Origin of the sequence: Subdoligranulum variabile (assembly GCF_025152575.1) — a bacterium.
GTDB classification, from domain to species: domain Bacteria; phylum Bacillota; class Clostridia; order Oscillospirales; family Ruminococcaceae; genus Gemmiger; species Gemmiger variabilis.
The window spans coordinates 1,139,994-1,164,939 of the sequence record NZ_CP102293.1; the positions used below are offsets into that span (position 1 = coordinate 1,139,994).

The 24,946-nt window shown below is 53.7% G+C and carries 21 protein-coding genes and 1 pseudogene; 7 read left to right on the forward strand and 15 right to left on the reverse strand.

Annotation, left to right across the window (positions count from 1 at the left end; all coding sequences use genetic code 11):
- Positions 1-53 precede the first annotated feature (53 nt).
- Positions 54-1,655: a recombinase family protein gene (locus tag NQ490_RS05570; protein ID WP_242655027.1), complete on the forward strand. Its 1,602-nt coding sequence runs from the start codon at positions 54-56 to the stop codon at positions 1,653-1,655.
- A gap of 160 nt (positions 1,656-1,815) precedes the next feature.
- Here NQ490_RS05570 and NQ490_RS15450 read toward each other — a convergent pair.
- From NQ490_RS15450 to NQ490_RS05590, 4 genes and pseudogenes are all read right to left on the reverse strand, one after another.
- A pseudogene (locus tag NQ490_RS15450) lies at positions 1,816-3,321 on the reverse strand (recombinase family protein).
- Complete coding sequence (locus NQ490_RS05580; protein ID WP_259951667.1) at positions 3,318-3,671, reverse strand: helix-turn-helix domain-containing protein; 354 nt, start codon at positions 3,669-3,671, stop codon at positions 3,318-3,320. Before NQ490_RS05580 ends, NQ490_RS15450 begins: the two are co-directional and overlap by 4 nt.
- A 407-nt stretch (positions 3,672-4,078) precedes the next feature.
- A complete protein-coding gene (locus NQ490_RS05585; RefSeq protein ID WP_007048723.1) occupies positions 4,079-4,600 on the reverse strand; it encodes a hypothetical protein in 522 nt (173 codons plus the stop codon).
- Positions 4,601-4,669: 69 nt separating this feature from the next.
- Positions 4,670-5,191, reverse strand: coding sequence for a hypothetical protein (locus NQ490_RS05590; protein ID WP_007048724.1), 522 nt, complete (start codon positions 5,189-5,191; stop codon positions 4,670-4,672).
- Positions 5,192-5,443: 252 nt separating this feature from the next.
- On the opposite strand from NQ490_RS05590, the gene NQ490_RS05595 reads away from it, so the two are divergent.
- Positions 5,444-6,307 carry an RNA polymerase sigma factor gene (locus NQ490_RS05595; RefSeq protein ID WP_259951668.1) on the forward strand — a complete coding sequence of 288 codons (864 nt, stop codon included), beginning with the start codon at positions 5,444-5,446 and terminating at the stop codon, positions 6,305-6,307.
- Positions 6,304-6,573: a helix-turn-helix domain-containing protein gene (locus tag NQ490_RS05600; RefSeq protein WP_040919016.1), complete on the forward strand. Its 270-nt coding sequence runs from the start codon at positions 6,304-6,306 to the stop codon at positions 6,571-6,573. The genes NQ490_RS05595 and NQ490_RS05600 overlap by 4 nt, the downstream gene beginning before the upstream one ends.
- A gap of 429 nt (positions 6,574-7,002) precedes the next feature.
- Here the strand turns inward: NQ490_RS05600 and NQ490_RS05605 are convergent, their stop codons facing one another.
- The 8 genes from NQ490_RS05605 to xylB are packed head-to-tail and all read right to left on the reverse strand — an operon-like array spanning position 7,003 to position 14,237.
- Positions 7,003-7,650, reverse strand: a complete 648-nt coding sequence (locus NQ490_RS05605; RefSeq protein WP_007048728.1) for a ribulose-phosphate 3-epimerase — start codon at positions 7,648-7,650, stop codon at positions 7,003-7,005.
- A complete protein-coding gene (gene rpiB, locus NQ490_RS05610; RefSeq protein ID WP_007048729.1) occupies positions 7,650-8,081 on the reverse strand; it encodes a ribose 5-phosphate isomerase B in 432 nt (143 codons plus the stop codon). The genes NQ490_RS05605 and rpiB overlap by 1 nt, the downstream gene beginning before the upstream one ends.
- A gap of 1 nt (position 8,082) precedes the next feature.
- The gene (locus tag NQ490_RS05615; RefSeq protein WP_007048730.1) at positions 8,083-9,021 is read right to left on the reverse strand and encodes a transketolase family protein; all 939 of its coding nucleotides are present in this window, start codon (positions 9,019-9,021) and stop codon (positions 8,083-8,085) included.
- Positions 9,018-9,869, reverse strand: coding sequence for a transketolase (locus NQ490_RS05620; RefSeq protein ID WP_007048731.1), 852 nt, complete (start codon positions 9,867-9,869; stop codon positions 9,018-9,020). The genes NQ490_RS05615 and NQ490_RS05620 overlap by 4 nt, the downstream gene beginning before the upstream one ends.
- 1 nt (position 9,870) lies before the next feature.
- Entirely contained in the window at positions 9,871-10,530 is a 660-nt protein-coding gene (fsa, locus tag NQ490_RS05625; RefSeq protein ID WP_007048105.1) for a fructose-6-phosphate aldolase, read from the reverse strand.
- 25 nt (positions 10,531-10,555) lie between these two features.
- Entirely contained in the window at positions 10,556-12,046 is a 1,491-nt protein-coding gene (locus NQ490_RS05630; RefSeq protein WP_007048104.1) for an L-fucose/L-arabinose isomerase family protein, read from the reverse strand.
- A gap of 36 nt (positions 12,047-12,082) precedes the next feature.
- Positions 12,083-12,724, reverse strand: a complete 642-nt coding sequence (locus NQ490_RS05635) for a DUF4867 family protein (RefSeq protein WP_007048103.1) — start codon at positions 12,722-12,724, stop codon at positions 12,083-12,085.
- Positions 12,725-12,752: 28 nt separating this feature from the next.
- Positions 12,753-14,237, reverse strand: a complete 1,485-nt coding sequence (gene xylB / locus NQ490_RS05640; protein ID WP_007048102.1) for a xylulokinase — start codon at positions 14,235-14,237, stop codon at positions 12,753-12,755.
- Between the two features lie 59 nt (positions 14,238-14,296).
- Between xylB and NQ490_RS05645 the strand changes: the two genes are divergently transcribed.
- Entirely contained in the window at positions 14,297-15,598 is a 1,302-nt protein-coding gene (locus tag NQ490_RS05645) for an ROK family transcriptional regulator (RefSeq protein WP_007048101.1), read from the forward strand.
- 34 nt (positions 15,599-15,632) lie between these two features.
- Positions 15,633-16,508, forward strand: a complete 876-nt coding sequence (locus NQ490_RS05650) for an AraC family transcriptional regulator (protein ID WP_007048100.1) — start codon at positions 15,633-15,635, stop codon at positions 16,506-16,508.
- 76 nt (positions 16,509-16,584) lie between these two features.
- On the opposite strand, the gene NQ490_RS05655 is transcribed toward NQ490_RS05650, so the two are convergent.
- Genes NQ490_RS05655 through NQ490_RS05665 form a run of 3 tightly spaced genes read right to left on the reverse strand, consistent with a single transcriptional unit; the run spans position 16,585 to position 21,652 of the window.
- Complete coding sequence (locus tag NQ490_RS05655) at positions 16,585-17,733, reverse strand: cysteine desulfurase family protein (protein WP_084759169.1); 1,149 nt, start codon at positions 17,731-17,733, stop codon at positions 16,585-16,587.
- A 45-nt stretch (positions 17,734-17,778) separates the two neighbouring features.
- Complete coding sequence (locus NQ490_RS05660; protein ID WP_007048098.1) at positions 17,779-19,932, reverse strand: glycoside hydrolase family 3 C-terminal domain-containing protein; 2,154 nt, start codon at positions 19,930-19,932, stop codon at positions 17,779-17,781.
- Between the two features lie 34 nt (positions 19,933-19,966).
- Positions 19,967-21,652 carry an SGNH/GDSL hydrolase family protein gene (locus tag NQ490_RS05665; RefSeq protein ID WP_007048097.1) on the reverse strand — a complete coding sequence of 562 codons (1,686 nt, stop codon included), beginning with the start codon at positions 21,650-21,652 and terminating at the stop codon, positions 19,967-19,969.
- A gap of 755 nt (positions 21,653-22,407) precedes the next feature.
- Between NQ490_RS05665 and NQ490_RS05670 the strand changes: the two genes are divergently transcribed.
- Together NQ490_RS05670 and NQ490_RS05675 are read left to right on the forward strand one after the other, a co-directional pair.
- Entirely contained in the window at positions 22,408-23,352 is a 945-nt protein-coding gene (locus NQ490_RS05670; protein ID WP_320415305.1) for a glycosyl hydrolase family 8, read from the forward strand.
- 97 nt (positions 23,353-23,449) lie between these two features.
- Entirely contained in the window at positions 23,450-24,946 is a 1,497-nt protein-coding gene (locus tag NQ490_RS05675; RefSeq protein WP_007048092.1) for an alpha-N-arabinofuranosidase, read from the forward strand.

Consider the following 24,946-nt stretch of genomic DNA (forward strand, 5'->3'; position numbering starts at 1 on the left):
TCACCGCTTTATATGGCAGACTGAGCCGCGACGATGAAATGAGCGGCGAAAGCATGAGCATCCAGTCCCAGCGTGCAATTTTGGGGCAGTATGCCAAGGAACACGGTTTTACCAACTGCCGATTCTTTATGGATGACGGCTATTCCGGCACCAATTTCGACCGACCGGCATTCATCGAGATGATGGAACTGGTGCAACAGGGACGGGTCAAAACGATTCTGGTCAAAGACCTGTCCCGTCTGGGGCGCAACTATCTGGAGGTGGGGCGCTATACCGAGGTGATCTTCCCCGAATACAAGGTGCGATTCATCGCCATCACGGACGGGGTGGATTCCGCAGTCGGGGAAAACGAATTTGCACCGTTCAAAAACATTATCAATGAATGGTATGCCAAGGATATCAGCCGAAAAGTGAAATCAGCCTTTAAAGCCAAGGCTCTTCGAGGAGAGTATACCGGTGCGTATCCTCCCTATGGATATGACCGTGATCCCGCAGACCGGCATAAACTGGTGCCGAACCAGTACAGTTCGGTCATTGGGGAAATCTTTCGGATGGCGTTGGAGGGAAAAACCTGCGGCCAGATTGCCCGCGAACTGGAAAGACAGCAAATCCTTCGTCCGCAGGCTTACCTTCATGAGAAGTTTGGTAAGTTTGTTTCGGATCGGATTTTGCAGTATCCCTTTGCTTGGGACCACAGCTCCGTCCGAGCCATCCTGATGAACCAGGTGTATATCGGAAACATGGTACACTTCCGTACCGGCAGCAAGAACTTCAAGGAGAAAAAACTTATCTGGAAGCCGGAGACGGATTGGATCGTGGTGGAAGGTACACATGAGCCGCTGGTGGATGCCGAAACATTCTGGACTGTGCAGGAACGGGTGAAGGTAAAGCAGCCGCGCAAGCGGTGCTGCAACGCCAACATTTTCCGTGGCTTGCTGTTTTGCGGCGAATGCGGTAAACGGATGGCGTTCTGCAACCGCAAAAATGAAAAACGGCGAAAATCGCTGGGAAGTTTCAGCTGCAACACCAACCGCCGGTACGGAGGCAAGTTTTGCACCACGCATTACATCACGCTGGAACAGGTCAAAAGTATCGTTCTGGAAGATATTCGTCGGAATGCCATGCTGGCATCGGAAGACACTGGCAGATATATTGACTATCTGATGCAGCTTTCCAAAGCCGGACAGGCAGACGAAATAAACGCCTTGAAAAAGGAGTTGGAAACTTCCAGACACCGGCTGGCCGAACTGGCTACGCTGGTACAGCGCATCTATGAAGACCATGTTTTCGACCGCTTGCCAGAAGAATTGTATCAGACGCTTTCTGCCAAATATGAAGCGGAAACCAAGAACTTGAAAGCACGCACCGCAGAAATCCAAACGCAGCTGGCGGAGTCCGCAAGCAAAACACAAAACAGCAGGGATTTTGCTGCGTTGGTCGCCCCTTATGCCGATATCACAGAACTGGATGAAGAGCTGGTCCATACGTTGATTGAGAAAATTGTCATCCATGAAAAAGAAATTCTGGATGGCCTGCCAGTCATGCGGATCGAAATTTATTATCGCTTTATCGGGAAGGTCCAGGATCAGCTCAGTGCGGGAAAGACGGCCAAAAACAAAACGGAACCCGCCGCTCCGGCAGATTCCATTGCTTAAAGGTATTTAACGAGTGGTGCGCAAAAAATAAAACCCCCGCGCTCTAAAAAGGGTCCACTGGACCCTTTTTGCCCGCCGGAGCAGGCGGCGGGCACGAGCTGTTCTCGTCCCCGATGGTGCACCAGCTCTACGTTCCGGATTACAGCAATAAAAAACAGCCCTACACACTGTGTAAGGCTGTCTTTGGTGCAGCTTGGCAATCCAAATCCGAACTTATTTTTTCCTCTGCAAGGGCGGTCTTGAGGTCATCGAAGGTGATGGTCTTGGTTCCTTCCTTATAGTTGAAGGTGAGCACCACCTTGTCGTCATACAGGAAAATGGCGTTGATGAAGGTATCAATGAGCATTTTCCTGTGGGACTCCTGACGTACATCCAGTTTGCGGAACCGTTGCAGCCAGAAGGTGATAAACTCGGCGCTGATCCGAGGCTTAGCCAACTTCTCACAGGCGATCCTGGTCTCCAGATCCTCCTTGTTGGCTTCCAGTTCTTCCAGCCGTGCTTTGGTGGACTTGGTGAGGATCCCCTGCTGGATGGCATTCAGCAGATTCTCAATGGCCCTGTCCACCTCCCGCAGCTGCTGTTCGTACAGGGGCAGATTCGCATTCTCCCGGTCCTGCAGATCCATGAGCATGGACACGATGGCCTCGATGACCTGATCGTCCATGACCATCTTCATGGTCTCGCTGACCACCAGGTCTTCTATCCAGTCTTTCCGCACCGATTTTTTGTGGCACTCCGTCCGCTTCTTTTTCACCGATACGCACTTGTAGTACCGATGCACCTTTCCCGTGTGGCTGACGCCGCTCTCCCCGCAGAGGTACGCTCCGCAGTAGCCGCAGAACAGCTTGGTGGTCAGCAGATATTCTTCCTCGGCCTTATAACGGGCCGGGGCCTTTCTGTTTTTGGCCATCCTCGCCTGCACCCGGTCAAAGAGTTCCCGCGTCACAAGGGCCGGGATGCCCTCCGGCGATACGGTTCCCCGGAAGGTGTATTCTCCAATATACCGGCGATTGTTCAAAATCCGTTGGATGCTGCCATAGTCCATGGGCTTGCCCCGGGTGTTCTTAATCCCCTGTCCATTGAGCCAGTCCCGTATCTCGGTCATGGTAGCTCCTTCGGCATACCGCTGGAATACCTCTCGGATAAAAGGCGCAATCAAGGGGTCCGGCTAGAAATGCCGGTCACTGTCAATGACATATCCCATGGTGCGGTTGCCCCCATTGCACTTGGACTTGAGGACATTCTCGGTCATTCCCCGGGAGACCTTTTCTGCCAGATCGGCGGAGTAGTACTCCGCATAGCCCTCCAGCAGACTTTCCAGAAGGATTCCTTCGGACCCGTTGGAGATAATCTCGGTGGCAGACACCACCTTCACCCCGTTCTTTTTCAGTGTGGTCTTGTAACGGGCGCTATCGTAGCGGTTGCGGGCAAACCGGTCCAGCTTCCAGACAATGACCATATCAAACAGGCGTTTGCCGCTGTCCTTGATCATGTTCTGAAACTCCGGGCGGTTGTCGGTCTTGGCGGACAAGGCCCGGTCAATGTAGTGGCGCAGGATGGTAATGCCGTTTTTCTCAGCGTAGGCAGTGCATTCCCGGATCTGGCCCTCGATACTTTCTTCCCGCTGGTTGTCCGAGGAGTACCGGGCATAGATCACAGCATTCATGATTCATCCTCCATCATGCGGAACAGGGTTTCCTTCAGCTTTTCGTTCATGGGAGATTGCGGGTCAAAGCACATCTCAATGAACTGCCGCAGCTCCTCCCGCTCCGGGACTGCCTTGGGCTTGAAGTGATAGGTTTCCCCTTGGGGCTTGTCCGTCCGGGCAAAGATATAATCCAGAGACACATCAAAGTAATCTGCATACCGTCGGAACAGTTCCACCGATGGAGAGGACTGTCCGTTTTCATATCGGTTGATGCTGGACTGGGTGGTGCCCAATGCCTGGGCCATCTTCACCTGGGAGAATCCGATGCTCTCCCGCAGGGCTTTCAATCGCTTACCCACTTCTATCATACTCTCGCCTCCTTTTCCGGGTCAATTTCATTATAACCCGGTTTTTGTGAAATTGCAACCCGAAATCAGATTCTCCGAGATTTACGGATGGGCAAAAGAAAAAGCGCAGGGCAGCCACGGGGTACGCTGTCCTGCGCTGGTTCTATGCGGTTTACGAAACAGAGGTGGACGGGATCAACTCGGCGCACACCAGCAGCACGAGGGGGTCCAGGGGGTATCCCCCTGGCACACTACCTTGCTTGCAAGGTATAGTGTGTTATACCTGCCGGCCACAGGGGTACGGAAGTGGGGGCGCAAGGTGGGGCAAAGCGCCCTCTACCACGGGCTGGAAAAAGGCACCGGGGCTGGCAGGTATACAAAGTCAGGGCAGACCACCTAATTCGATGGTACACACTCGGACGAAACTGTCAGTCCTCCCACTCGCCCTTGTGGGCCTCCCACCACGCCGGGAAGTTGGGATCTTTCGGGGAGAGGGTGGGTTTAACGCTTGGCTCGGTATTGGCAACATTGTACTTTTTCATAAATGGAGAAATGCCACCAGCAGCCTCTGCCATATGGTATAATTCCATGATAATCGCATTATCGGTTGCCCACTGTTTTCCATCATATCTAAAAATCGTTTCTTTCGCTTTGACTTCACGGCTGCCTTTATGCACAAAATCCAGCTGACCAATTAAATATAGGACATTCTTTTTATTCTGCTCTATTTTAGATTTGCTGAATACGACTGGTTTGGAATCTTCCTCATATCCCATGATTTTTTTGAACAGGATACTAAGCTGTTCATCAGCTTCTGGTGTATCCTTCGTCGCCAAGCACCGATTGAAGATAGCCTGGACATTGCCCTCGGTCAGTTCCAGCGGAGTAAATTCGGGCCGTCTTTCCTCTATTTCTGCCGCTTTTTTAATCATTTTATCCTTTAAGCCCATACCACAAGCCTCCTTCCGCACCGAGCGGGTGCTGATTTATTCTCTATGGTTTATTCGCAAGATTCGCCCTCACGCTTCCCACTCGCTCTTGTGGGCCTCCCACCACGCCGGGAAGGCGGGGTCTTTCGGGGAGAGGGTGGGAGTGATCCCTACATTCTTAAAACCTGAGTAACCTTCAACGCTAAATGGGTGAATCGTTCCAGAGCCTACACCTAAGTGAAAAAATCGTAAAATGGTTCCTTTGTTCGTTGTCCAGATTTTGCCCTGATAGTTTTTCATCACACATGACCTGTTATCTTCATCGGTGTTGATGGTGTTCGTCTTCAAGTGTACCGTAATCAACTGGCCATACAAATACCGAATATTTTTTAGGTTATCCAGAAGGGCTTCCTTGTCAAACAAAATGGGATTGGAGTCCTCCGCATAGCCATGTTCCTTTTGATACAGCACACTTTTAATATACTCTGTGGTGTTGTCCCCTGCCAAGCACCGATTGAAGATAGCCTGGACATTGCCCTCGGTCAGTTCCAGCGGCTCAAAGCCTTTATGCCGTTCTGTAACTTCCTTTGCAGATTTTGCAATCAGTCCCATGCAACAATCCCCCTTCCGCACCAAACAGGTGCAGTTCGATTTGTTTTCATTGTAAAGGGATAAAGTGGAAAGTGCAAGTCATAAACAGAAAAACTTCTTTTCTTCGCCTAAAAGGCTTTCTGCTCCCTATTGCTATGGAAAATTATTCCCCTGCTTTTCAAATTTTTTTGAAAAGCAGGAACAAAAGGTATATACTTGTGCCGTTAATAATTAGAGACACAACCGTCTCTCACGAAAGGAGGTCGAACCTATATGCCCGTTATCTACCAATTTCCCTATGACAGCCCTGTACGCTACCTGCCTCTGGTGTACATGCTGCCCTACGATGTGATTTCCCGTTATCCTACCCTAAGCAAACTGCCCCGCAGCATGGGAGCACTGAACGCCACCCCCGGATGGGGCAAGGTCATTTTGAGCCAGCAGTTCTTGAACGAGATCATGGATGCCGTGGCTTCCCTTGCTTTTCCCCATTTTGGCTTTGGCGGCTGGAAGGAACATTACTCCGGCTATTCCCCGGTATGGCGCTTGTCCTATGCCTTGCCCCTGTGGGCCAAAGGAGTGGAAAAAGTGCGGGGCTGGGGTGTGCAGGCACTCTTTGCCTTGCCCCCTGACTATGAGATTCCCTTCTGCGACCCGGAAGATGTGCGCCAGGTCATGAAACAGGTGGTGGAAGAGACCATCGAGGAACAGGGCTGGGGGCCCATATTGGAAGTAATACGGAACATGCCCTGCGAGGAAGATTTTGAGCGGTGGGACACCAATGTCCGAAAAGACTTCCTCCGTAAGTGGTACCACACCCGCTCCAAACGGGTGCAGACCGTTTCCCTGGAAGAATGCATGGAAGATGAGGACAGCAGGATACATTCTCTCCCCGACCCGAAAGGAGACTTCACGGAACAGGTGGAGAGCGAGGACTTCTGCCAGCGGTTCAAGGCCACCTTATCCCAAAAGGATATGGCGATTTTGGAACTGAGGGTAGATGGATACACACTGGAAGAAATCGCAGACAGGCTGGGGTATAAAACCCACAGCGCCGTGGTCAAGCGAATGGAGGCTATACCAAAAGAGGGACGCCTGCCTCTGCCTCAATTACAATGGGCAGGGGCGATCAGATGATCAAAAATCATCTGTCTCGTTTGCTCGGGGAAAAGCGGTGGACACAAGCGCGCCTAGCGCGGGAAACTGGAATCCGTCCATCTACGATCTGCGCTTATTATAATGAGTTTGCGGAGAGAATCAACCTGGAACATTTGGACCGTATCTGTGAGGCTTTGGGCTGTCGCGTTGAAGATGTTCTTGAGTATGTTCCAAGTCTCCAAAAAAAGACCGGCCAAGATCTGATTTTAGAAGATCACGGAAACCGAAAAGACCCGAAAAAATGAGACGAAAAAAGGGCGTTTAAGAGGGATTTAATACCTTCTCAAACGCCCTTTTTCTTTTTCATTTTATAAGCAAAATCTTTTCAATTTTTTTGCAAAGCAACACCCTCCCTTCCTTTGCTATGGGGGCATCTTATCGCCTAAACCTAACAGCTTTTGATACATTTAAATAAAAAAATCAATATTTTATCGAAAGAAGGTGCCTTTCTGCAGACACAGCAATAAAAAAACGCCGTCCTCAGGCACTATCAACGCAAGTCCGTAAGTCGATAATTCCCGAAAGATGGCGTTTTTTATAATATAATGTCGAAGCAAAAAAGGATGCCGACCACATTGTGGTCAGCACCCTTCCTTGTATGTATGTTGTTGCGCAAACGGCCTACAACAGTTTGTTTTACTTCATCCAATAGAATATTTCCTTTTAGGGTTGCGTTATATCGCAACGCGCAACATCTTTACATTTTCATCTATTTTACCTCCAAACACCGCACTACCCGCCACAATGCTCCGTGCCCCGGTCGCATAGGCGCCGGGCAGGGTACCGGGGGTGATGCCGCCATCCACCTGGATGACGGTATTGCTCCCCTGCCCTTGCAGCAGACTTTTGGCAGCAGCGATCTTCTCGTTGCTGCCGGGCAGATAGACCTGCCCACCGCGACCGGGGTGTACCGTCATCAGCAGCAGCTGCGAAATTTGGGCCAGGTACGGCAGGGCCGATTCCACCGGCGTTTCGGGGTTGAGTACCAGCCCGGCTTGCATCCCGGCGGCGCAGATGGCCCGCAGGGCCGCTTCCGGCCCGCCCGGGATCTCGTAATGGACCGAGACCCGCTTTACCCCCAGTTCCTCCAGTTCCGGCAGAAAATCCAGCGGCTTTTCCACCATCAGGTGAACGTCTAGGGGTTTGGTGGTCAGGCGTTCCATCGTGCGCACCATGCCCGTACCAAAGGAGATGGCCGGCACAAAGTGCCCGTCCATCACGTCGATGTGAAAGGCATCCACACCGGCGGCATTGGCCGCCCGCATGTCCCGCTCCAGATTGGCAAAGTCGGCGGCCAGAATGGATGCACACAGTTCAAACATTATTCTTCCTCCAGCTGGGATACCCGACGGCTGTGACGCTCCTCCTCCGAGAAAGGCGTGTCCAGGAAGATGTCCACGATCTCCAGCGCCAGGCCGGGTCCGGTGACCAGCGCGCCCAGAGCAAGCACGTTGGCGTTGTTGTGCAGGCGGGTGGCTTTGGCAGAGAAGCAATCCCCGCACAGCGCGCAGCGGATGCCGGGCACCTTGTTGGCGGCGATGGAGATGCCGATGCCGGTGCTGCAGATGACGATGCCTTTTTCGCACTCGCCCGATGCCACGGCATGGGCCACCGCCTTGCCATAGACGGGGTAATCCACCGAAGCGGTGGAATCACAGCCGAAGTCCCGGTATTCCAGTCCGCGCTGCCGCAGGTGAGCCAAAATCTTCTGCTTGAGTTCGTATCCGCCGTGGTCGCAGCCGATGGCGATCATCTTACACCAGCTCCTTTACAGCGGCGATGATGGCGTCGGAACGCAGGCCGAACTGCTCCAGCAGATCCCAGGCAGGACCGGAGTGGCCGAAGACGTCCTTCACGCCTACCCGGCGCATCTTCGTGGGGCACTGCTCGCCCAGCACGGCGGCCACCGCTTCGCCCAGACCACCCAGGATGCTGTGCTCCTCGCAGGTGACGACGGCACCGCACTCTTTGGCCGCTTTGACGACCAGTTCCTCGTCCAGCGGCTTGATGGTGCACAGGTTGATGACCCGGGCGTGGATGCCCTCGTTTTTCAGCTGTTCGGCAGCGGTGAGAGCCTCCCCCACCTCCAGGCCGGTGGCCAGGATGGCCACATCGTTGCCCTCGGTGAGCTGTTCGCCCTTGCCGATCTCGAACTTGAAGGTAGCTTCATCATGGAACACCGGCACCGCCAGGCGCCCAAACCGCAGGTAGACGGGGCCCTGGTGCTCGTAGGCGGCCTTGACGGCGGCGCGGGCTTCCACGTCGTCGGCGGGGCAGAGCACCGTCATGCCGGGGATGGAGCGCATGAGCGCGAAATCTTCACAGCACTGGTGGGAGGCACCGTCCTCGCCCACCGAGATGCCGCCGTGGGTGGCACCGATCTTCACGTTCAGGTGGGGGTAGCCGATGGAGTTGCGCACCTGCTCAAAGGCGCGGCCGGCGGCGAACATGGCAAAGCTGGAGGCAAAGGGCACCAGCCCCATGGCCGCCATACCGGCGGCGGTGGCCATCATGTTGCTCTCGGCGATGCCGCAGTCAAAATGGCGGTCGGGATAGGCTTTTTTGAAGACGCCGGTCTTGGTGGCGGCGGCCAAATCGGCGTCCAGCACCACCACGTCGGGGTGATCTTTTGCCAGTTCTACCAGCGCGGCGCCGTAGCTGTCGCGGGTGGCAATTTTCTTGACCTCACTCATACCTGCGCCTCCAGTTCCGCCATCTGAGCGTTGAGCTCGTCCATGGCAATCTTGTATTCCTCATCGTTGGGGGCCTTGCCGTGCCAGCCCACCTGGTTCTCCATGTAGCTGACGCCCTTGCCCTTGGTAGTATTCATCAGGACGGCTGTGGGGGCGCCTGTCTGGGTGTGGAAATACTGGAAGGCATCCTCGATCTGGGCAAAGTTGTGGCCGTCGATAGTCACGGTGCGGAACCCGAAGTCCCGCATCTTGGCACCCACCGGGTCGGTGGGCATCACTTCGCTGGTGGGGCCGTCGATCTGCAGCCCGTTCAGGTCGATGATGACGCAGAGGTTGTCCAGTTTGTACTTGGCGGCGAAGAGGAACGCTTCCCACACTTCCCCCTCCTCGATCTCGCCATCGCCCAGGAGAGCATACACACGCACATCATCCTTGTGCAGGTACTTGGCGGCTTTGGCCATGCCGGCCGCGGCCGACACGCCCTGACCCAGGCTGCCGGTGGACATATCCACGCCGGGCACCGTGTTCATGTTGGGGTGGCCCTGCAGATAGCTGTCGATGTGGCGCAGGGTGGGCAGGTCCGCCACCGGGAAAAATCCCCGGTAGGCCAGCGCGCTGTACAGCCCCGGCGCGGTATGTCCCTTGGAGAGCACGAACCGGTCCCGGTCCTCCCATTTCGGGTTGGTTGGGTCGACGCGCATTTCCTTATTATAAAGGTAAGTAAACATATCGGCGGCGGACAGGCTGCCGCCGGGGTGCCCGGCTTTGGCACCGTGGGTGGATTCAATCACGCCCATACGCACCTTGCAGGCTGCGATCTGCAGCTTCAGACGTTCTTCCTTTGTCATATCACTCACCAAACACCTTGCAGTAGTCGGCCTTGAACTTCTCGATGCCGGAATCGGTCAGGGGGTGATGGAGCATCTGCTCGATGACCTTGTAGGGCACCGTGGCGATGTCCGCCCCGGCCAGGGCGCAGTCCGTCACATGGATGGGGTTGCGCACGCTGGCGGCGATGATCTGGGTCTCGATGTCGGGGTAGTTGAGGAACATGTCGTGGATGGTCTCGATGAGCTCGATGCCCCGCTGGGAGATATCGTCCAGGCGCCCCAGGAAGGGGCTGACGTAGGTGGCACCGGCGCGGGCGGCCAGCAGCGCCTGGTTGGCGCTGAAAATCAGGGTGCAGTTGGTGGGGATGCCCTTGGCGGATAAGGCTTTGATGGCCTTGAGGCCCTCGGCGGTCATGGGGATTTTTACGACCATGTGCTTGGGGTCCAGGGCGTAGATGGCCTCGCCCTCCTTGACCATCGTCTCGGCATCGGTGGTGGTGGCTTTCACCTCACCGCTGATGGGGCCGTCCACGATGGTGGCAATTTCAGCCAGCGTCTCGGCGTAGTCCCGGCCCTCCTTGGCGATGAGGCTGGGGTTGGTGGTGACGCCTGCGATGACGCCCATGTCGTTGGCGGCGCGGATCTCGTTGACGTTCGCGGTATCAATAAAGAATTTCATAACAAAAGACTTCCTTTCTAATCAATCAACCCCAGGGATTCTCGGTGGGATAGGGCAGGGTCTTGGGCTGGTTGTAGGCAATATCGGCAATGCCCAGATACTTGAATACCTCGAACAGGGCCTTACCGTAATGGCCGAAGGCCACCGCACCGTGGTGCGGGTAACGCTTCTGGATCAGCACATGGCGGTAGAAGCGGCCCATCTCGGGGATGGCAAAGATGCCGATGCCGCCGAAAGAGCGGGTGGCCACCGGCAGCACCTCGCCCTGGGCAATGTAGGCGCGGAGGTTGCCCTCGCTGTCACACTGCAGGCGGTAGAAGGTGATGTCGGATGCCGCGATATCGCCCTCCAGGGTGCCGCGGGTGAAGTCGGGATCGCTGCCCGCCGGCTCCAGCAGACGGTGCTGGATCAGCTGGTACTTCACGGCACGGTCGGCGCACATCTTGCAGGACGGCGTGTTGCCGCAGTGGAAGCCCATGAAGGTATCGGTCAGCTTGTAATCGAACTTGCCGGCGATCTCCTCGTCGTAGATGTACTTGGGTACGCTGTTGTTGATGTCCAGCAGGGTGACGGTGTCACCGGAAACGCACATACCGATATATTCGCTCAGGGCACCGTAGATATCCACCTCGCAGGAGACAGGGATGCCCCGGCTGACCAGGCGGCTGTTCACATAGCAGGGCTCAAAGCCGAACTGGGACGGGAAAGCCGGCCAGCACTTGTCGGCAAAGGCCACATACTTCTTGCTGCCCTTGTGGGCTTCGGCCCAATCCAGCAGGGTCAGTTCGAACTGGGCCATGCGGGCCAACAGGTCGGGGTAGTATTTGCCCTCGCCCATCTCGGCGGCCATGTCGGCGCAGACCTCGGGGATGCGGGGGTCGTCGGCGTGCTCTTTATAAGCCACCAGCAGGTCCAGCTCGGAATTTTCTTCCACTTCCACGCCCAGCTCATACAGGCCCTTGATGGGAGCATTGCAGGCGAAGAAGTCCTGGGGACGGGGGCCGAAGGAGATGATCTTCAGGTCCTTCACGCCCAGCACGGCCCGGGCAATGGGCAGGAACTCCGCCATCTTGTCCGCCAGTTCCTCGGCAGTGCCCACGGGGTACTCGGGGATGTAGGCTTTCAGGTGGCGCATACCCAGGTTGTAGGAGCAGTTCAGCATGCCGCAGTAGGCGTCGCCGCGGCCGTTGATCATGTCGCCGTCACCCTCGGCAGCCGCCACGTACATGACGGGGCCGTCGAAGTATTTGGCGATGAGGGTCTCGGGCGTCTCGGGGCCGAAGTTGCCCAGGAAAACCGTCAGGGCGTTGCAGCCCGCAGCTTTTACGTCGGCCACCGCCTTGAGCATGTCGGCTTCGTTTTCCACCGTGACGCTGCACTCATAAGGCTCAAAGCCTTTGGTCTTGCAGGCGGTCACGATGTTCTGGCGGCGCTGGGTGGACAGGGCAATGGGGAAACAGTCGCGGCTGACAGCCACAATGCCCAGGCGGACTTCGGGAATGTTGGTAGACTTCATGTCAAATTCCTCCGTTTTCTATGTGGATGATTCTAGTTATAGATCTTTTTCGATATCAATGTTCTCGCCGGTCAGGGCCGCCACAGCGCCCTGGGCGGCCTCGGCGGAATCGGGATGAGCCAGCAGCCACTTGTTGCAGGCCCAGAGGTATGCATCGTCCCCGCCCTTGATGGGCATATTCGGCTTGTCGGTGTTGGTTCCCTTGGGAAGAGCCACCAGCACCTTGAATCCGTTGGCGGGGTCGGTGTGGCAGGGGGCGTAGTGCAGGGTGGTGGCGTAGACTTCCACCAGGGTACCCGCGGGCACACGGAAAGCCTTCACCTTGCTGGTGTCCAGCGTGCCGTCCACGATCTCGTCCTGCTTGGCCAGCAGGAGGATGAAGTCCCGGGTGCCCAGATTGAACTCGCTGTCCCGGTGGTATTCCAGGCAGTTCAGCTTGGTGTTGTGGCCGTTGCACCAGCCCATCTGGAAGGGCATACCGCCAAAGAGCGAAGCCCCCAGCGCGGCGGATTCCGGCAGGTTTTGCAGGGCCGGATCTTCAGCCAGATAGTCGGTGCCCTCCGGCAGCGGGGTGGAAGCGCTCAGGGCTGCAACCACGGCCTCGCATTCGGTTTCATATCCGGTGATGACACGGCCGTAAGGGGCAAACTCGGGGGCAGTAACAGGATAGATGGTCATTTGTTTTTCCTCCCTTTTTCTTAACTTGTTACTTGGCAAGTTCTTTGAACAGCGGCTTACAGGTGGGGTAGATTTGCTTGAATTTCTGATACCGTTCTTCATACAGGGCGGTGAGTTCCGCGTCCGGCTCAATGGTACGGCTGACATGGACCAGGGCATTGGTGGCCTCCTGCACGGTCGCATATTTACCGCAGCAGACCATGGCCAGCAGCGCACCGCCGTAACCGGGTCCCTGTTCGGTAACCAGGATATCCAAGGGAATGCCCAACACGTTGGCCATGATGGTACACCACAGCGGGCTCTTGGCACCGCCGCCGCAGATGTTGGACCGGGGGATCTCCACGCCGATGGAGCGGGCGGTTTCCACCGAATCCCGGATGGCAAATGCCACGCCTTCCAGTACTGCCTGTGTGATATCTGCACGCGTCGTGTCCATGCTCAGCCCGATGAGGGTACCTCGGGCATCGGTGTCGTTGATAGGGCTGCGCTCGCCCATCAGGTAGGGCAGAAAAAACACCTTATTGCGGCCCAGCTTGTCCCGGGTAATAGGGGCCTGCTCGGCGGGATAGTCTTTATCAGTGACCTTGAGAATGTCATCCATCCACCACTTGTTGCAGGAGGCAGCGGAGAGCATGCAGCCCATCAGATGCCAGCCGCCGTCTGCGTGAGCGAAGGCATGCAGACCATTGGTGGCATCCACGCCGAACTTCTCACTGCTGATAAACACAGTGCCGGAGGTACCCAAACTGATGTTGCAGTGTCCTTTCCCTACCGTGCCGGTGCCCACAGCTGCGGCTGCGTTATCTCCCGCACCCGCACAGACCTTTACACTTTCGGGCAGACCCAGAGCGGCGGCTGCGTCCGGTTTCAAGGTACCAACAAACTGCCAACTTTCATAGAGATGGGCCAGCCATTCTTCCTTGACACCGCAGATTTCGCACATTTCCTTGCTCCAGCATTTGTGTTCTACATCCAGGAGCAGCATGCCGGAAGCATCGGAATAATCGGTGGCGTGCACGCCGGTCATGCGGTACACCAGGTAATCCTTGGGCAGCATGATCTTGGCAATAGCCGCATAAAGTTCAGGCTCGTTCTCCTTCATCCACAGGATCTTGGGGGCGGTGAATCCTGCGAAAGCGATGTTGCCGGTGTATTTGCTCAGGGTCTCGCGGCCGATTTCCTTGTTTAAATAGTCGGTCTGTCTGGCGGTGCGGCCGTCGTTCCACAGGATGGCGGGGCGCAGCACCTTGTCGGCGGCGTCCAGGGCCACCAGACCATGCATCTGGCCGCCCATGCCGATGCCCTGCACCTGAGCGGGGTCGAAGCCTTCCAGCAGAGCCGGGATGCCATCCAGGCATGCCTGCCACCAGGAGGAAGGATCCTGTTCGCTCCATCCCGTATGAGGCATACTTAGGGGATATTCCCGGGAAACCTGGTTGCACACCTTGCCGGTTTCGTCCACCAGAAGAAATTTGCACGCCGAGGTACCCAGATCCACGCCGATATACAACATAAGAATACCGCCTTTCCAGCCGCTCTTTTGTAAAGAACATTTATATAAGTTCTTTACATATGATACTGCAAGTATACATCACTGTCAATCATCAAAACCAACAAAAGCAGTCGAGAAATATCGCCATATATCCACAAAAATTTCTGATTCGGTTGACTTTTTTGTTGTGGTTGGGTAAGATGAAAGTGTTTTACATTGATTTCACTTTTAAAAAGTTAAAGGGATTATATATGAAAAAGCTTTCTCTTCCGCCTACCGAACGGCGTCGCTTGACCCGGAACCAGATTTATCAATATATTTACAAGGCACCCGGATGTTCTAAGCAGGAGATTGCTGACAGCCTCAATTTCAGTATGCCAACTGTACATCAAAATCTGAACGAACTGACACAAGCGGGGTTGGTGCGCATCGATGGCGTTGGAGAATCTACGGGTGGGCGCCGGCCTCTTCAATTGACCATTAATGAAAATGCGCATTTTTCTGTAGGAATTTCTGTCACCGACGATCATTTTCGGATCATTGCTGCGAACCTCCGGCTGGATGAAATCGCATATCAAAAGTATCCTCATCCCCATTGCAACAACATGAAGGAGATGGGGAACTTCCTTGCAGCCGATTTGGAAAATTTTCTAAACAGATTTGGTCTGAACCGCGAAAAACTGCTGGGGGTCGGGATCGCGCTACCAGCCATTTTTAATGCCGACAGAACTTGTGTGGTCGCAGCACCGACGCTTAATTTGAGGGATCAAAGTATTCGTCCGCTGATTTGCAGCATCCCTTACCCTGTTTCCGTTTGCAATGATGCGACCAGCGGCGGGTATGCTGAATGGTACGTTCAGCAAGATTCCGATTGCATGGCATATATTTCCTTAGAAGGTGGCGTAGGTGGCGCTATCCTTATGAACGGTGTTCCTTATACCGGTCTGAATGGCCGCAGCGGCGAGTTCGGGCACATTTGTGTGCAGCCGGAAGGGCTTTCCTGTAAGTGTGGTTTGCGTGGCTGTCTGGAAGCTTACTGCTCTTCTGATCGAATTTCTACCGATTTGGGTATCTCCGTGGAGCAGTTTTTTGCCGGCTTGGAAGCCGGGAACTTAGCGTACCAAACGTTATGGAAAGATTATCTCCGCCACTTGGCATCAGCGCTTGCCACGATCCGTATGGTTTTTGACTGTCGCATTGTGCTGGGCGGGTATGTCGCTCAATATCTCACGCCTTTTTTAAAGGAGCTCCGGGGGCTGACGGCCAGCCGCGATCCGTTTGATGAGGAGGCCGAATATATTTCCCTTTGCCATTACCCCAAGCACGCGGTTCCGCTTGGGGCAGCATTGCATTTTATCAATCTTTTCGTTGAGGAGTTATGATTGCGGCTGCCGTCACGTTTAAGAGGAATTTGCTATGATTGAAAAATTGAACGGTACCACCGAAACTGTAAACTTTACACTCGCTTCCAACATCCGGTTATATCACAACAATTCAGCGGAAGACTTCCCGTTACACTGGCATGTCCCCGGGGAAATTATCTGCCCGATCCAAAACACCTATAATGTGACCGTTGCAGACGAAATTCTTTATTTGAAACCCCATGACATACTGTTCATCGGCTCAGGGGAATTGCACAGCATTACAGCTCCAAAGGAGGGCGAGCGGTACATTTTGAATTTTAGTACCGCAATGTTTGAGCAGTTCCACGAGCTTGCGCTTTTTTTTGCCGCCCTGCATCCCTTCAGGCTGTTACGCTATCAGGATCAACCGCAGTTCAACGACCAGCTTCTGGCCCTGATGACCCGGATGGAAAAAGAATACTTTGGTGCGGCGGTCTTTCGGGATTGCGAGTTGTCTTCGCTGATGCTGCACTTTTTCGCAGTCATAGGCCGCAAGCTCCATCAGAATGCACCGCATGAAAACATCTCTCCCCTGCGGCAAAAAGAACAGCAAGAGCGTTTTTCCATGTTATGCAATTACATTAATGCTCACTGCACAGAAGATCTGTCTTTGGACGAATTGGCCAATGAAGCAGGATTCAGTAAGTACCACTTCGCAAGGCTTTTTAAAGAAATAACAGGGACCACCTGCCACAACTATCTGTTAGGGCGACGGCTTCTCTTTGCCAAAACCCTGTTAGCAGACTTTTCGCTCCCCATCACAGAAGTTGCCATGCGTTCAGGATTCAATTCGTTGGCCACGTTCAATCGCATTTTTAAATTTCAAATTGGCTGCACACCCAGCGAATTCAGAAAATTGGGGCTTGGTTTTTCTGCGCCGCAAGAATAATGGGCACCGAACAGGCAACTTCCCTGTTCGTCCGCCCCCCTTAGAAAGGTTCGCGCAAAAGTTTCTGTGAACGCAATCATAGCAGGCGTTTGGGCATAGATTGAAGAATCTTCACCAGCCTTTGTGCAGCCTCGATTCCGTCACCGGAATGATTGGCCCGGCCAAAACTAAACCGAAGTGTACACAATGCATTACGAGCCGCAGTTCCCCCCAGGGCCAGCAATACATGGGAGGCATTGCGGCTCCTTGTGTTATCGCACGCAGCACCCGGTGAAACACACACGCCGGCCACATCTAATCGGTAGGTAAGATTCTGACCCTCGTAGCCTGGCAGCCCCACGCTAACCAAACCAGGCAAGCCTGCTTTGGTACTATTGAAATATACTTCTGCCCAAGATTGACGAAGTGTTTGGCAAAATTCTTCTGCTAACATTCGTTTGAATGCGGCATGCTGCTCCATCTGTTTGCAGGCTAGTTTGAGCGCGCATGCCAGCCCTACAATCTGAGCTACCGGTTCCGTTCCGGGGCGTAATCCGCTCTGTTGTTCGCCACCAAAAATCAAAGGCTTCAGCAAAGCAGGATTTCGTGCATACAGGAAGCCTATGCCTTTGGGACCGCCAAATTTATGCGCGGAAGCACTGAGAAAATCGATGCCGTCTAATACTACGGGGATATGCCCGATTGCCTGTACAGCATCCACATGGAGCAATACACCTTTTTTTTGACAAAGGGTGGAAATGGTAGGGATATCCTGAATCGTGCCTACCTCGTTGTTGGCGTATTGAATGGTCACCAATCTGGGCTGCCGTTCCAGAGCCCGCAGCAAAGCAGGCAAATCTATTTTCCCTTCTTCGCTGACCGGCAACGTATATACAGCTATTCCGCTATTTTTTAGCGATGCGCAGGCTCTACCGACTGAGTGATGTTCAATAGGCGTAGTGACGACTTCTCTGCTACCGATGCCTGCTCTGCTGGCACCGCTCAGGATTGCCCACGTATTGCTTTCGCTGCCGCCGGATGTGAAAAAGATTTGTGATGCGCTGCATCTCAGGCATTCTGCCACGCTTTGGCGCGCTCGCTCTACTGCTTGATGTGCGGCAATTCCGCTTCGATACAAGGCTGCCGGATTGGAAAAATCCTTAGTAAGCCAATAACACATCGCTTCCCAGGCTTCCGGTTCAAGCGGGGTCGTAGCAGCGTGATCTGCGTAAATCGTATCACTCATCAAATCATCTCCAACAAACGGAAAGATGGGGTTCAGGAGGGGACATCAGTCGGAGATAACAACTTTCTCCTTTTGATGCAGCAGGATGTTGAGTGGTTTCTGCCCCGTCAGCAGGATGCTGCGTGCATCGGGCTGGCTTCCTCCCAACCAAACGGTGTATTCACCCGGTAGCACTTCCGAAATGCCCTCCTCGTTGCAAAGAGCAAAAGCACACTGCGGCAGATGCAGCGTAACGCACTTTTCTTCCCCAGGCATAAGGTCCACTTTTGCCAGTGCTTTCAGCTGCGCATTCGGTGTGCCAGGGCGTTCGGCCTTGACATAAACTTCAACGGTTTCACGGCCGCGGTACTGCCCGTCGTTGACTACCGTTACCCTTACATCCACACCGTCCGGCCCAATCTGTGCAGCATCGGCCTTGGCATCCCGGAAGGTAAAATGACTGTAAGAAAGGCCATAACCGAAGGGGTAAAGCGGTTCTTTTTCCATATAGCGGTAGGTGCGTCCCTTCATTGCATAATCCGTGAATGCAGGCAGATCCTCATCCGAATGATAAAAAGTGACCGGCAGCTTCCCCTGCGGATTGCATTCCCCGAACAAGGCACGCGCTACGGCCCGGCCGCCCTGGGCACCGGGGTACCATGCCTGCAGAACGGCGGCTGCCCCTTCCTGCGCAGTGCCCAAGGCCAACGCACTGCCGCTCAGCACCACCACCACCACAGGTTTTCCGCTCTCGATGCAGGCTTTTAGTACAGACTCCTGGTTTCCCGGCAGAGAAAGAGACTGCTTGTCGCCGCTGGCAAACTGGTTTCCCTGGTCGCCTTCTTCACCTTCCAGGCCCGCATCCAAGCCCAGGCAGCAAATCACCACATCACATTCCGCACATACGCCGCGTACTTCGCTGATAAGCTCATTGGATTTTGCCAGTCCCTGGATTTTATCTGCATACAGATGGCACCCCTCAGAGTAGCGAACCTGCACATCTTCTCCCAGATACTCCTGGATTCCATCCAGAACCGTCACATACCGGGATGCGGTTCCCTCATAATTGCCGACCAAAGCCTTGCGGTTGTCCGCATTCGGGCCGACCACTGCGACCCGATGCAGCTTGCTTTTGTCCAGCGGCAAGGTATGGTTTTCGTTTTTCAGCAGAACCAAAATCTTCTCGGCCACTTCCAGGTTCAGGGCCTGCATTTCCCGGCTATCTACCGCATCGTACCCAATTTTGTTGTAGGGTACCTTCTCTTCCGCATCAAACATGCCCAATTTCATGCGGGTCGTAAACAGCCGGACCAGGCTTCGGTCAATCGTTTCCTCTTTTACCTTGCCTTCTGCCACAGCTTCTTCCAGATACGCGTACAGATCGCCGCAGTTGAGGTCACACCCGTTATTTACGGCCAATGCCACAGAATCCACCGGGCCGGACGTGACCATATGCCCTTCATGGAAATCCTTGATTGCCCAGCAGTCGGACGTAACATGCCCCTGGAAATTCCACTTTCCGCGCAGAATGTCCACAAGAAGGGTTTTGCTGCCGCAGCACGGTTCACCGTTTGTGCGGTTGTAGGCACCCATGACTGCTTCCACTCCGGCTTCCTTTACAAGTGCACGGAAGGCCGGAAGGTACGTTTCCCACAAATCTTGTTGGGAAACTTTGGCGTCAAAATAATGTCTCTGGTCTTCCGGACCCGAATGGACTGCAAAGTGTTTGGCACAGGCAGCGGCGCGCAGATAGTCCGGGTCATCGCCTTGCATACCTTCCACAAAGCGTACGCCCAGGCGAGAGGTCAGGTACGGATCTTCGCCATAGGTTTCGTGCCCTCTGCCCCAGCGTGGGTCACGGAATATATTTACATTCGGCGCCCAGATTGTCAGGCCTTTATAGATATCCCGGTCCTGATAGCTGCGATACATGTTGTATTTACCACGCGCTTCCACGCCGACGGCTTCCCCGACCTGGCCCAGTAAGTCCTCATCAAAAGACGCAGCCAGACCAATTGCCTGCGGAAATACCGTTGCCGTTCCGGCGCGTCCCACGCCATGAATGCCCTCGTTCCACCAGTTGTATGCAGGGATGCCCAGACGCGGAATGGCCGGAGCCCAGCTGAGCATTTGGCTGATTTTTTCTTTCAGCGTCATTTGTGCAACCAGTGCGCGTGCCCGCTCCCGGTATTGTTCCAGTTTTTGGTTACGATCTTTCATTTTGTACGTACCCCTTTCTTCTTATTTTGTATCATTAGCGCACAACGCCAAAGCCAAGGATTGTGAAGGTCTTACCTTCATCCTCCGGCGCCATGCAGATTTCTATGTGGTGCTTGCCGGCGGTTTCTTCCGCAAACAGAATTGTTGCGTGGCAATGGGTCCATCCCACTTCCCTCGGGTCATAATATGCAACCGTCTGCCCGTCTACTGTTACGCGGATTCTTCCAAAATCCAAGGATGCGCTATCTTTAAAAACCATCTGGAGTGACTTGCATACCAACTCCATTTGAAACGGTTTCTTTCCGGACGTTTTTTTCCAGTTGAAAGGAAACTGCGCTGTATTGTAAGTGTCATTATCCAATGCAACCATCTGCAGATCTTCATCGGTACCGGTAAAGCTTCCCGGGTCCACAGAGATGTCAAACGGCAAGTTGCCGCGGTCATACGCCTGCATCGCAGAGAAGTAGAAACTGTAATAGGGCGGCGCTTCTTTTGCAGGTGCCATACTCTGTTGGGCATCCAGACGCTGTAACAGATACATCAAGCAATCCTTCATGATGCGATGTCCGGCGTTGGAAGGATGATAGGTATCATAGAAATATTGCCGCTTGGTAATCACACTCCGCTGCGCAGTCGTTGCTCCAAACTGGGGGCTGACCGCTTCCAGCACGTCCACCATGGGCAATTCATGCCGCCATCCCACGGGGGCCAACCGCTCTTTCAGATTCCAGTCATTTGCAAATACAGAAAACAAGAGAATAACAGCCGGTTCGCCGGGATCATTCCAAATGCGATGCACCAGACTTTCGTAGCAGCATCCATTGGTTTCATCCCCCAAATCATTGACGGCGAATTCTACCACGACCAGATCCGGGGATACCGTACCATTGCGTGTGACATCTCGATCATAGCGATTCAAAGCTAGCTGTGATGGGGTTCCGCCTACCCCGGCTTTGATATAATTCACTTGATCGGGTGCAGAGGAGTATTTGTCCCGGATTGCTTCAAAGGTCAGACGGGCATAACACTTTTCCTGTTCGGGAACAGCTCCGGCCCCCTGTGTGATAGAACCGCCAAGAAAAGCCAGAGTCACCGGCTTACCAGCACGCAGGTCCCCCAGAACTCGCTTGATCCGTGCATTGTTCCCTGTACTCAAGCAAGAGCGTGCGATCATTGCGTTATACTGCGGCGTATCAAATTCAACCGGCGGATCCGGATCAAATCGCGGCGCATGGTACCCGTCATGAAGGTAAAATTTGACCGTCACAAGGGCCGTGTCTTCTTCACAGGGGAGTTCTATCAAGAACTTGCCGGGAACAGCATCCGTATCTTGTTCCTCTACGCAAGCCATTTCCAGGATCGTTTCGACGCCGTTGGTACACAGAGAAATCTTGCCGCTACCTCCTTCTGTGCCATGTTCCCCCGAAAAATACATGCTAAAGACGGCCGCTTTATCAGGCGCATCACTGACAACGCTCACACCAATGCTGTGAACCAACCGGCGGAAGCCTTTAGCTGTCTGCAGCATTTGCAGAATGTTCTCGTCCTGAACGCCACCCACGATTTTTGCGAATGTTACCAAACGCTCATCGTTCAAGAAAACAGGAAATCGGTTGGCTTCTGCATCGGAGCCCCCGCCGCCGACGGGCTTATCAACCAGAATATACAGAGCCTCTCGCTGAGGGATGGGATCCCGTGGAGCAATTCGTTGATCACGCATCTCAGGCACACCTTCTCATGATAAACTTTTTGAGTTCCGCTATTTTTCTTTATCATAAAGCCTTATACCGCGGTGGTGCTTCTCATTTTTTGCTATACGTTTCCTTGTATTTTGCTTTTTTATTTTTCTGTCCGCATCTGGGGGCATACGCATAAAGTTAGCAATTTTTAATCACTGTCATTGTTTCCTCAAAAAAATATGTACATCTGTAAGCAATTCTTTTTTGTACTGTTGTTGCATGGGGTTCTTGCTTTTTGAATGGAGAATTTCTGCCCACTATATCTAGGAAATCGAAATGAAAAAAGAAGATTTGCAAATGTTGCTGTTCCCGTCCATTTTTCGGCTTCTGGCAAAAGGTGTTTTTACAAAGTGCCTTTTCTCATTTCTTGCTATATTCCTCGCGGTTTTGGATTTCATAACGTTTTTTCGCTCTTTTTGCACTTGTTTCAAAATAGAAAACCTGCTATAGTGAGTCACAAAATCAGTAGACCGCGTAAACCGGTTACCTCTTACACGGTCCAGAAGGAGCTGAAATGATTATGGAAGGTGCCTACTATAACGGGCAATATTTGAACAGACTGGAACGGCTTGGATATTCGCAGGCCGAAATTGACAACAAGCTGGAAAGCACATTTGAGGAGATGTTCTATGGTCCGCAGGGGGTTCGCCTTTGCCATTTTGCCGGACCTGACATGATGTACATAGAGGATACGGGGAACCATGACGTCCGTACCGAGGGCATGTCCTACGCAATGATGTTCTGCGTACAAATGAATCGCCAGAAGGAATTCGACTGCCTGTGGCGATGGGTCGTGACCCACATGTACCTCACCGAAGGGGAAAACGCCGGCTATTTTGCCTGGTCCTGTCATACTGACGGCAGCAAAAATTCCGATGGACCCGCCCCTGACGGCGAAGAATTTTTTGCCATGTCCCTGTTTTTTGCAGCCAACCGCTGGGGTTCCGGCGAAGGGGTACTGGATTACGCTTCCTGGGCACGGCGCATCTTGCACACATGTGTACACAAAGGCGAAGAAGCCGGTTCCGGATTTCCCATGTGGAACCCCGAAAACCATCTCATCAAATTCGTTCCCAACTGTGAATTTACCGATCCCTCTTATCATTTGCCGCATTTCTATGAACTTTTTGCTCTGTGGAGCGACGAATGCGACCGTCCTTTCTGGCATGCAGCCGCAGCGGCCAGCCGCCAGTACCTGCGCAAAGCCTGCCACGCCCGTACCGGATTGAGTGCCGAATATGCCGAGTACGACGGCCGCCCGCATCGGGGTGATCAGCCGGACCGTCACGACTGGTTCTTCAGCGATGCATACCGCACGTTGGGCAACATTGCTTTGGATGCCCAATGGTTCGGGGACAAAGACGGTTGGGCCCAAGAAACAGCTGCACATATTCAGCAATTTTTTGAAGAAAAGGAACACGGGCAAACAAACGGCATCTATCTGATCGACGGCACACCCGTTGAAGGAAATGCTCTGCATCCTGTAGGGCTTCTGGCTACCATTGCGCAGGGTTCCCTGATTCTGGATGACGCCTGCGCGGATGAATGGCTCCGCCGGTTCTTTAGCACTCCGCTCCGTTCCGGACCGCGGCGTTATTATGACAATTGCCTGTATCTTTTTGCGCTGCTTGCTTTAAGCGGGCATTACCGCATCTGGTTCCCGCAAGAAGCAAAGGTATAATGTACCCTACCAAAAAAACGATTTTTTACTTCCCCTTCGGTTTGCTTTTTTCCATGAACCGCAGTTTACTGGACCACACATTCAGGAGGCTATGTCAATGTTGATTTTCATTAACGGCAACCGCTCTGTCGGCACCATCAATAAAAACATCTACGGGCATTTTGCCGAACATCTGGGGCGCTGCATTTACGGCGGCCTGTATGTAGGCGAAGATTCCGAGATTCCCAACCAGAATGGAATGCGCACCGATGTTGTCAATGCTCTCAAAGAGCTGGATATTCCCGTCCTTCGGTGGCCGGGTGGTTGTTTTGCAGACACCTATCACTGGCAGGACGGCATCGGTCCCAAGTCTTCCCGTAAGACGCTGATCAATACCACATGGGGTGGTGTACGGGAGGATAATTCCTTTGGCACCCATGAATTTATGGAGCTGTGCCGTCAGTTGGGATGCGAAGCATACATCAACGGAAACGTAGGCACCGGCACTGTACAGGAAATGTGCGACTGGGTCGAATATTGCAACATGCCCGGCGTTTCCCCCATGGCGGACTTGCGGCGGCAAAACGGTCAGGATGCACCCTGGAACGTAAAGTACTGGGGAATCGGCAACGAAATGTGGGGCGGCGGCGGCAATATGCGCGCAGACTACTACTCCGATCTGTGCCGTCAGTATGCCAGTTTCCTGCGGGACTACGATCCTTCCCACAAGATTTACAAAATTGCAAGCGGCGCCTGTGATTTCAACTACGATTGGACGCAACGGGTTGCTGAACTGACCGGGGCGCTGGTAGACGCTTTAAGCTTGCATTACTACACCATTCCCGGCAGCGAATGGGAGCACAAAGGCTCTGCCACCAAGTTCAGCCGCGAAGAGTATTATATTACCATGTATAAAGCCCTTCAGATGAAGGGGTTGATTGAAAACCACACCGCACGGATGCGGCAGGCCTGCCCCAACAAAAATCTGGGGCTTGTAATTGATGAATGGGGTACATGGCTTGATGTGGAGGAAGGAACCAACCCCCATTTCCTGTACCAGCAAAACGCTATGCGGGATGCCCTGGTCGCTGCAGTCAACCTGAACATCTTTGGCGATCATTGTGATTCCGTCGTCATGGCCAACATTGCACAAACGGTCAATGTGCTGCAGGCTATGATTCTTACCGACGGGCCGCGGATGCTTTGCACGCCCACGTATCACGTGTTCCATATGTTCAAAGGCCACCAGGGGGCTCGCCAGCTGGAAACTTACGCAGAAACAGCGCTCATCGGTGCAGACGGGGCAGACTGCAAGGTTCCCAATTTGCACGTTTCCGCCAGTGAAGACCATAACGGCAATGTGCTGGTTACCGTCGTCAACCTCAGCGATCATTCCTCTGTGCCTGTTGAAATTCACTGGGATGGCCTGAGCAAGTTTACTTCCATCACCGGTCAGGTTCTTAGCGGTGATGGTGCCGGCGCGGCTGCCTACAATACGTTCGATAATCCCCATCAAGTCGAGCCGAAGCCGTTGACAAACATAACTGTTGGTACCAACAGCTTTACTTCCCTCTTGCCCGCATGCAGCGTTGCTACCTTTACTCTGAAAGCCTGA

Coding starts and splice junctions, on each gene's coding strand:
- NQ490_RS05580 (WP_259951667.1), bottom strand. CDS start 3,671: ATGATAGAAGTGGGTAAGCGATTGAAAGCCCTGCGGGAGAGCATCGGA.
- NQ490_RS05605 (WP_007048728.1), bottom strand. CDS start 7,650: ATGTTTGAACTGTGTGCATCCATTCTGGCCGCCGACTTTGCCAATCTG.
- rpiB (WP_007048729.1), bottom strand. CDS start 8,081: ATGATCGCCATCGGCTGCGACCACGGCGGATACGAACTCAAGCAGAAG.
- NQ490_RS05665 (WP_007048097.1), bottom strand. CDS start 21,652: ATGCGTGATCAACGAATTGCTCCACGGGATCCCATCCCTCAGCGAGAG.
- NQ490_RS05620 (WP_007048731.1), bottom strand. CDS start 9,869: ATGACAAAGGAAGAACGTCTGAAGCTGCAGATCGCAGCCTGCAAGGTG.
- NQ490_RS05600 (WP_040919016.1), top strand. CDS start 6,304: ATGATCAAAAATCATCTGTCTCGTTTGCTCGGGGAAAAGCGGTGGACA.
- NQ490_RS05675 (WP_007048092.1), top strand. CDS start 23,450: ATGTTGATTTTCATTAACGGCAACCGCTCTGTCGGCACCATCAATAAA.
- NQ490_RS05635 (WP_007048103.1), bottom strand. CDS start 12,724: ATGACCATCTATCCTGTTACTGCCCCCGAGTTTGCCCCTTACGGCCGT.
- NQ490_RS05630 (WP_007048104.1), bottom strand. CDS start 12,046: ATGAAGTCTACCAACATTCCCGAAGTCCGCCTGGGCATTGTGGCTGTC.
- NQ490_RS05650 (WP_007048100.1), top strand. CDS start 15,633: ATGATTGAAAAATTGAACGGTACCACCGAAACTGTAAACTTTACACTC.
- NQ490_RS05585 (WP_007048723.1), bottom strand. CDS start 4,600: ATGGGCTTAAAGGATAAAATGATTAAAAAAGCGGCAGAAATAGAGGAA.
- xylB (WP_007048102.1), bottom strand. CDS start 14,237: ATGTTGTATATCGGCGTGGATCTGGGTACCTCGGCGTGCAAATTTCTT.
- NQ490_RS05570 (WP_242655027.1), top strand. CDS start 54: ATGAGCATCCAGTCCCAGCGTGCAATTTTGGGGCAGTATGCCAAGGAA.
- NQ490_RS05670 (WP_320415305.1), top strand. CDS start 22,408: ATGTTCTGCGTACAAATGAATCGCCAGAAGGAATTCGACTGCCTGTGG.
- NQ490_RS05590 (WP_007048724.1), bottom strand. CDS start 5,191: ATGGGACTGATTGCAAAATCTGCAAAGGAAGTTACAGAACGGCATAAA.
- NQ490_RS05595 (WP_259951668.1), top strand. CDS start 5,444: ATGCCCGTTATCTACCAATTTCCCTATGACAGCCCTGTACGCTACCTG.
- NQ490_RS05645 (WP_007048101.1), top strand. CDS start 14,297: ATGATACTGCAAGTATACATCACTGTCAATCATCAAAACCAACAAAAG.
- fsa (WP_007048105.1), bottom strand. CDS start 10,530: ATGAAATTCTTTATTGATACCGCGAACGTCAACGAGATCCGCGCCGCC.
- NQ490_RS05660 (WP_007048098.1), bottom strand. CDS start 19,932: ATGAAAGATCGTAACCAAAAACTGGAACAATACCGGGAGCGGGCACGC.
- NQ490_RS05655 (WP_084759169.1), bottom strand. CDS start 17,733: ATGAGTGATACGATTTACGCAGATCACGCTGCTACGACCCCGCTTGAA.
- NQ490_RS05615 (WP_007048730.1), bottom strand. CDS start 9,021: ATGAGTGAGGTCAAGAAAATTGCCACCCGCGACAGCTACGGCGCCGCG.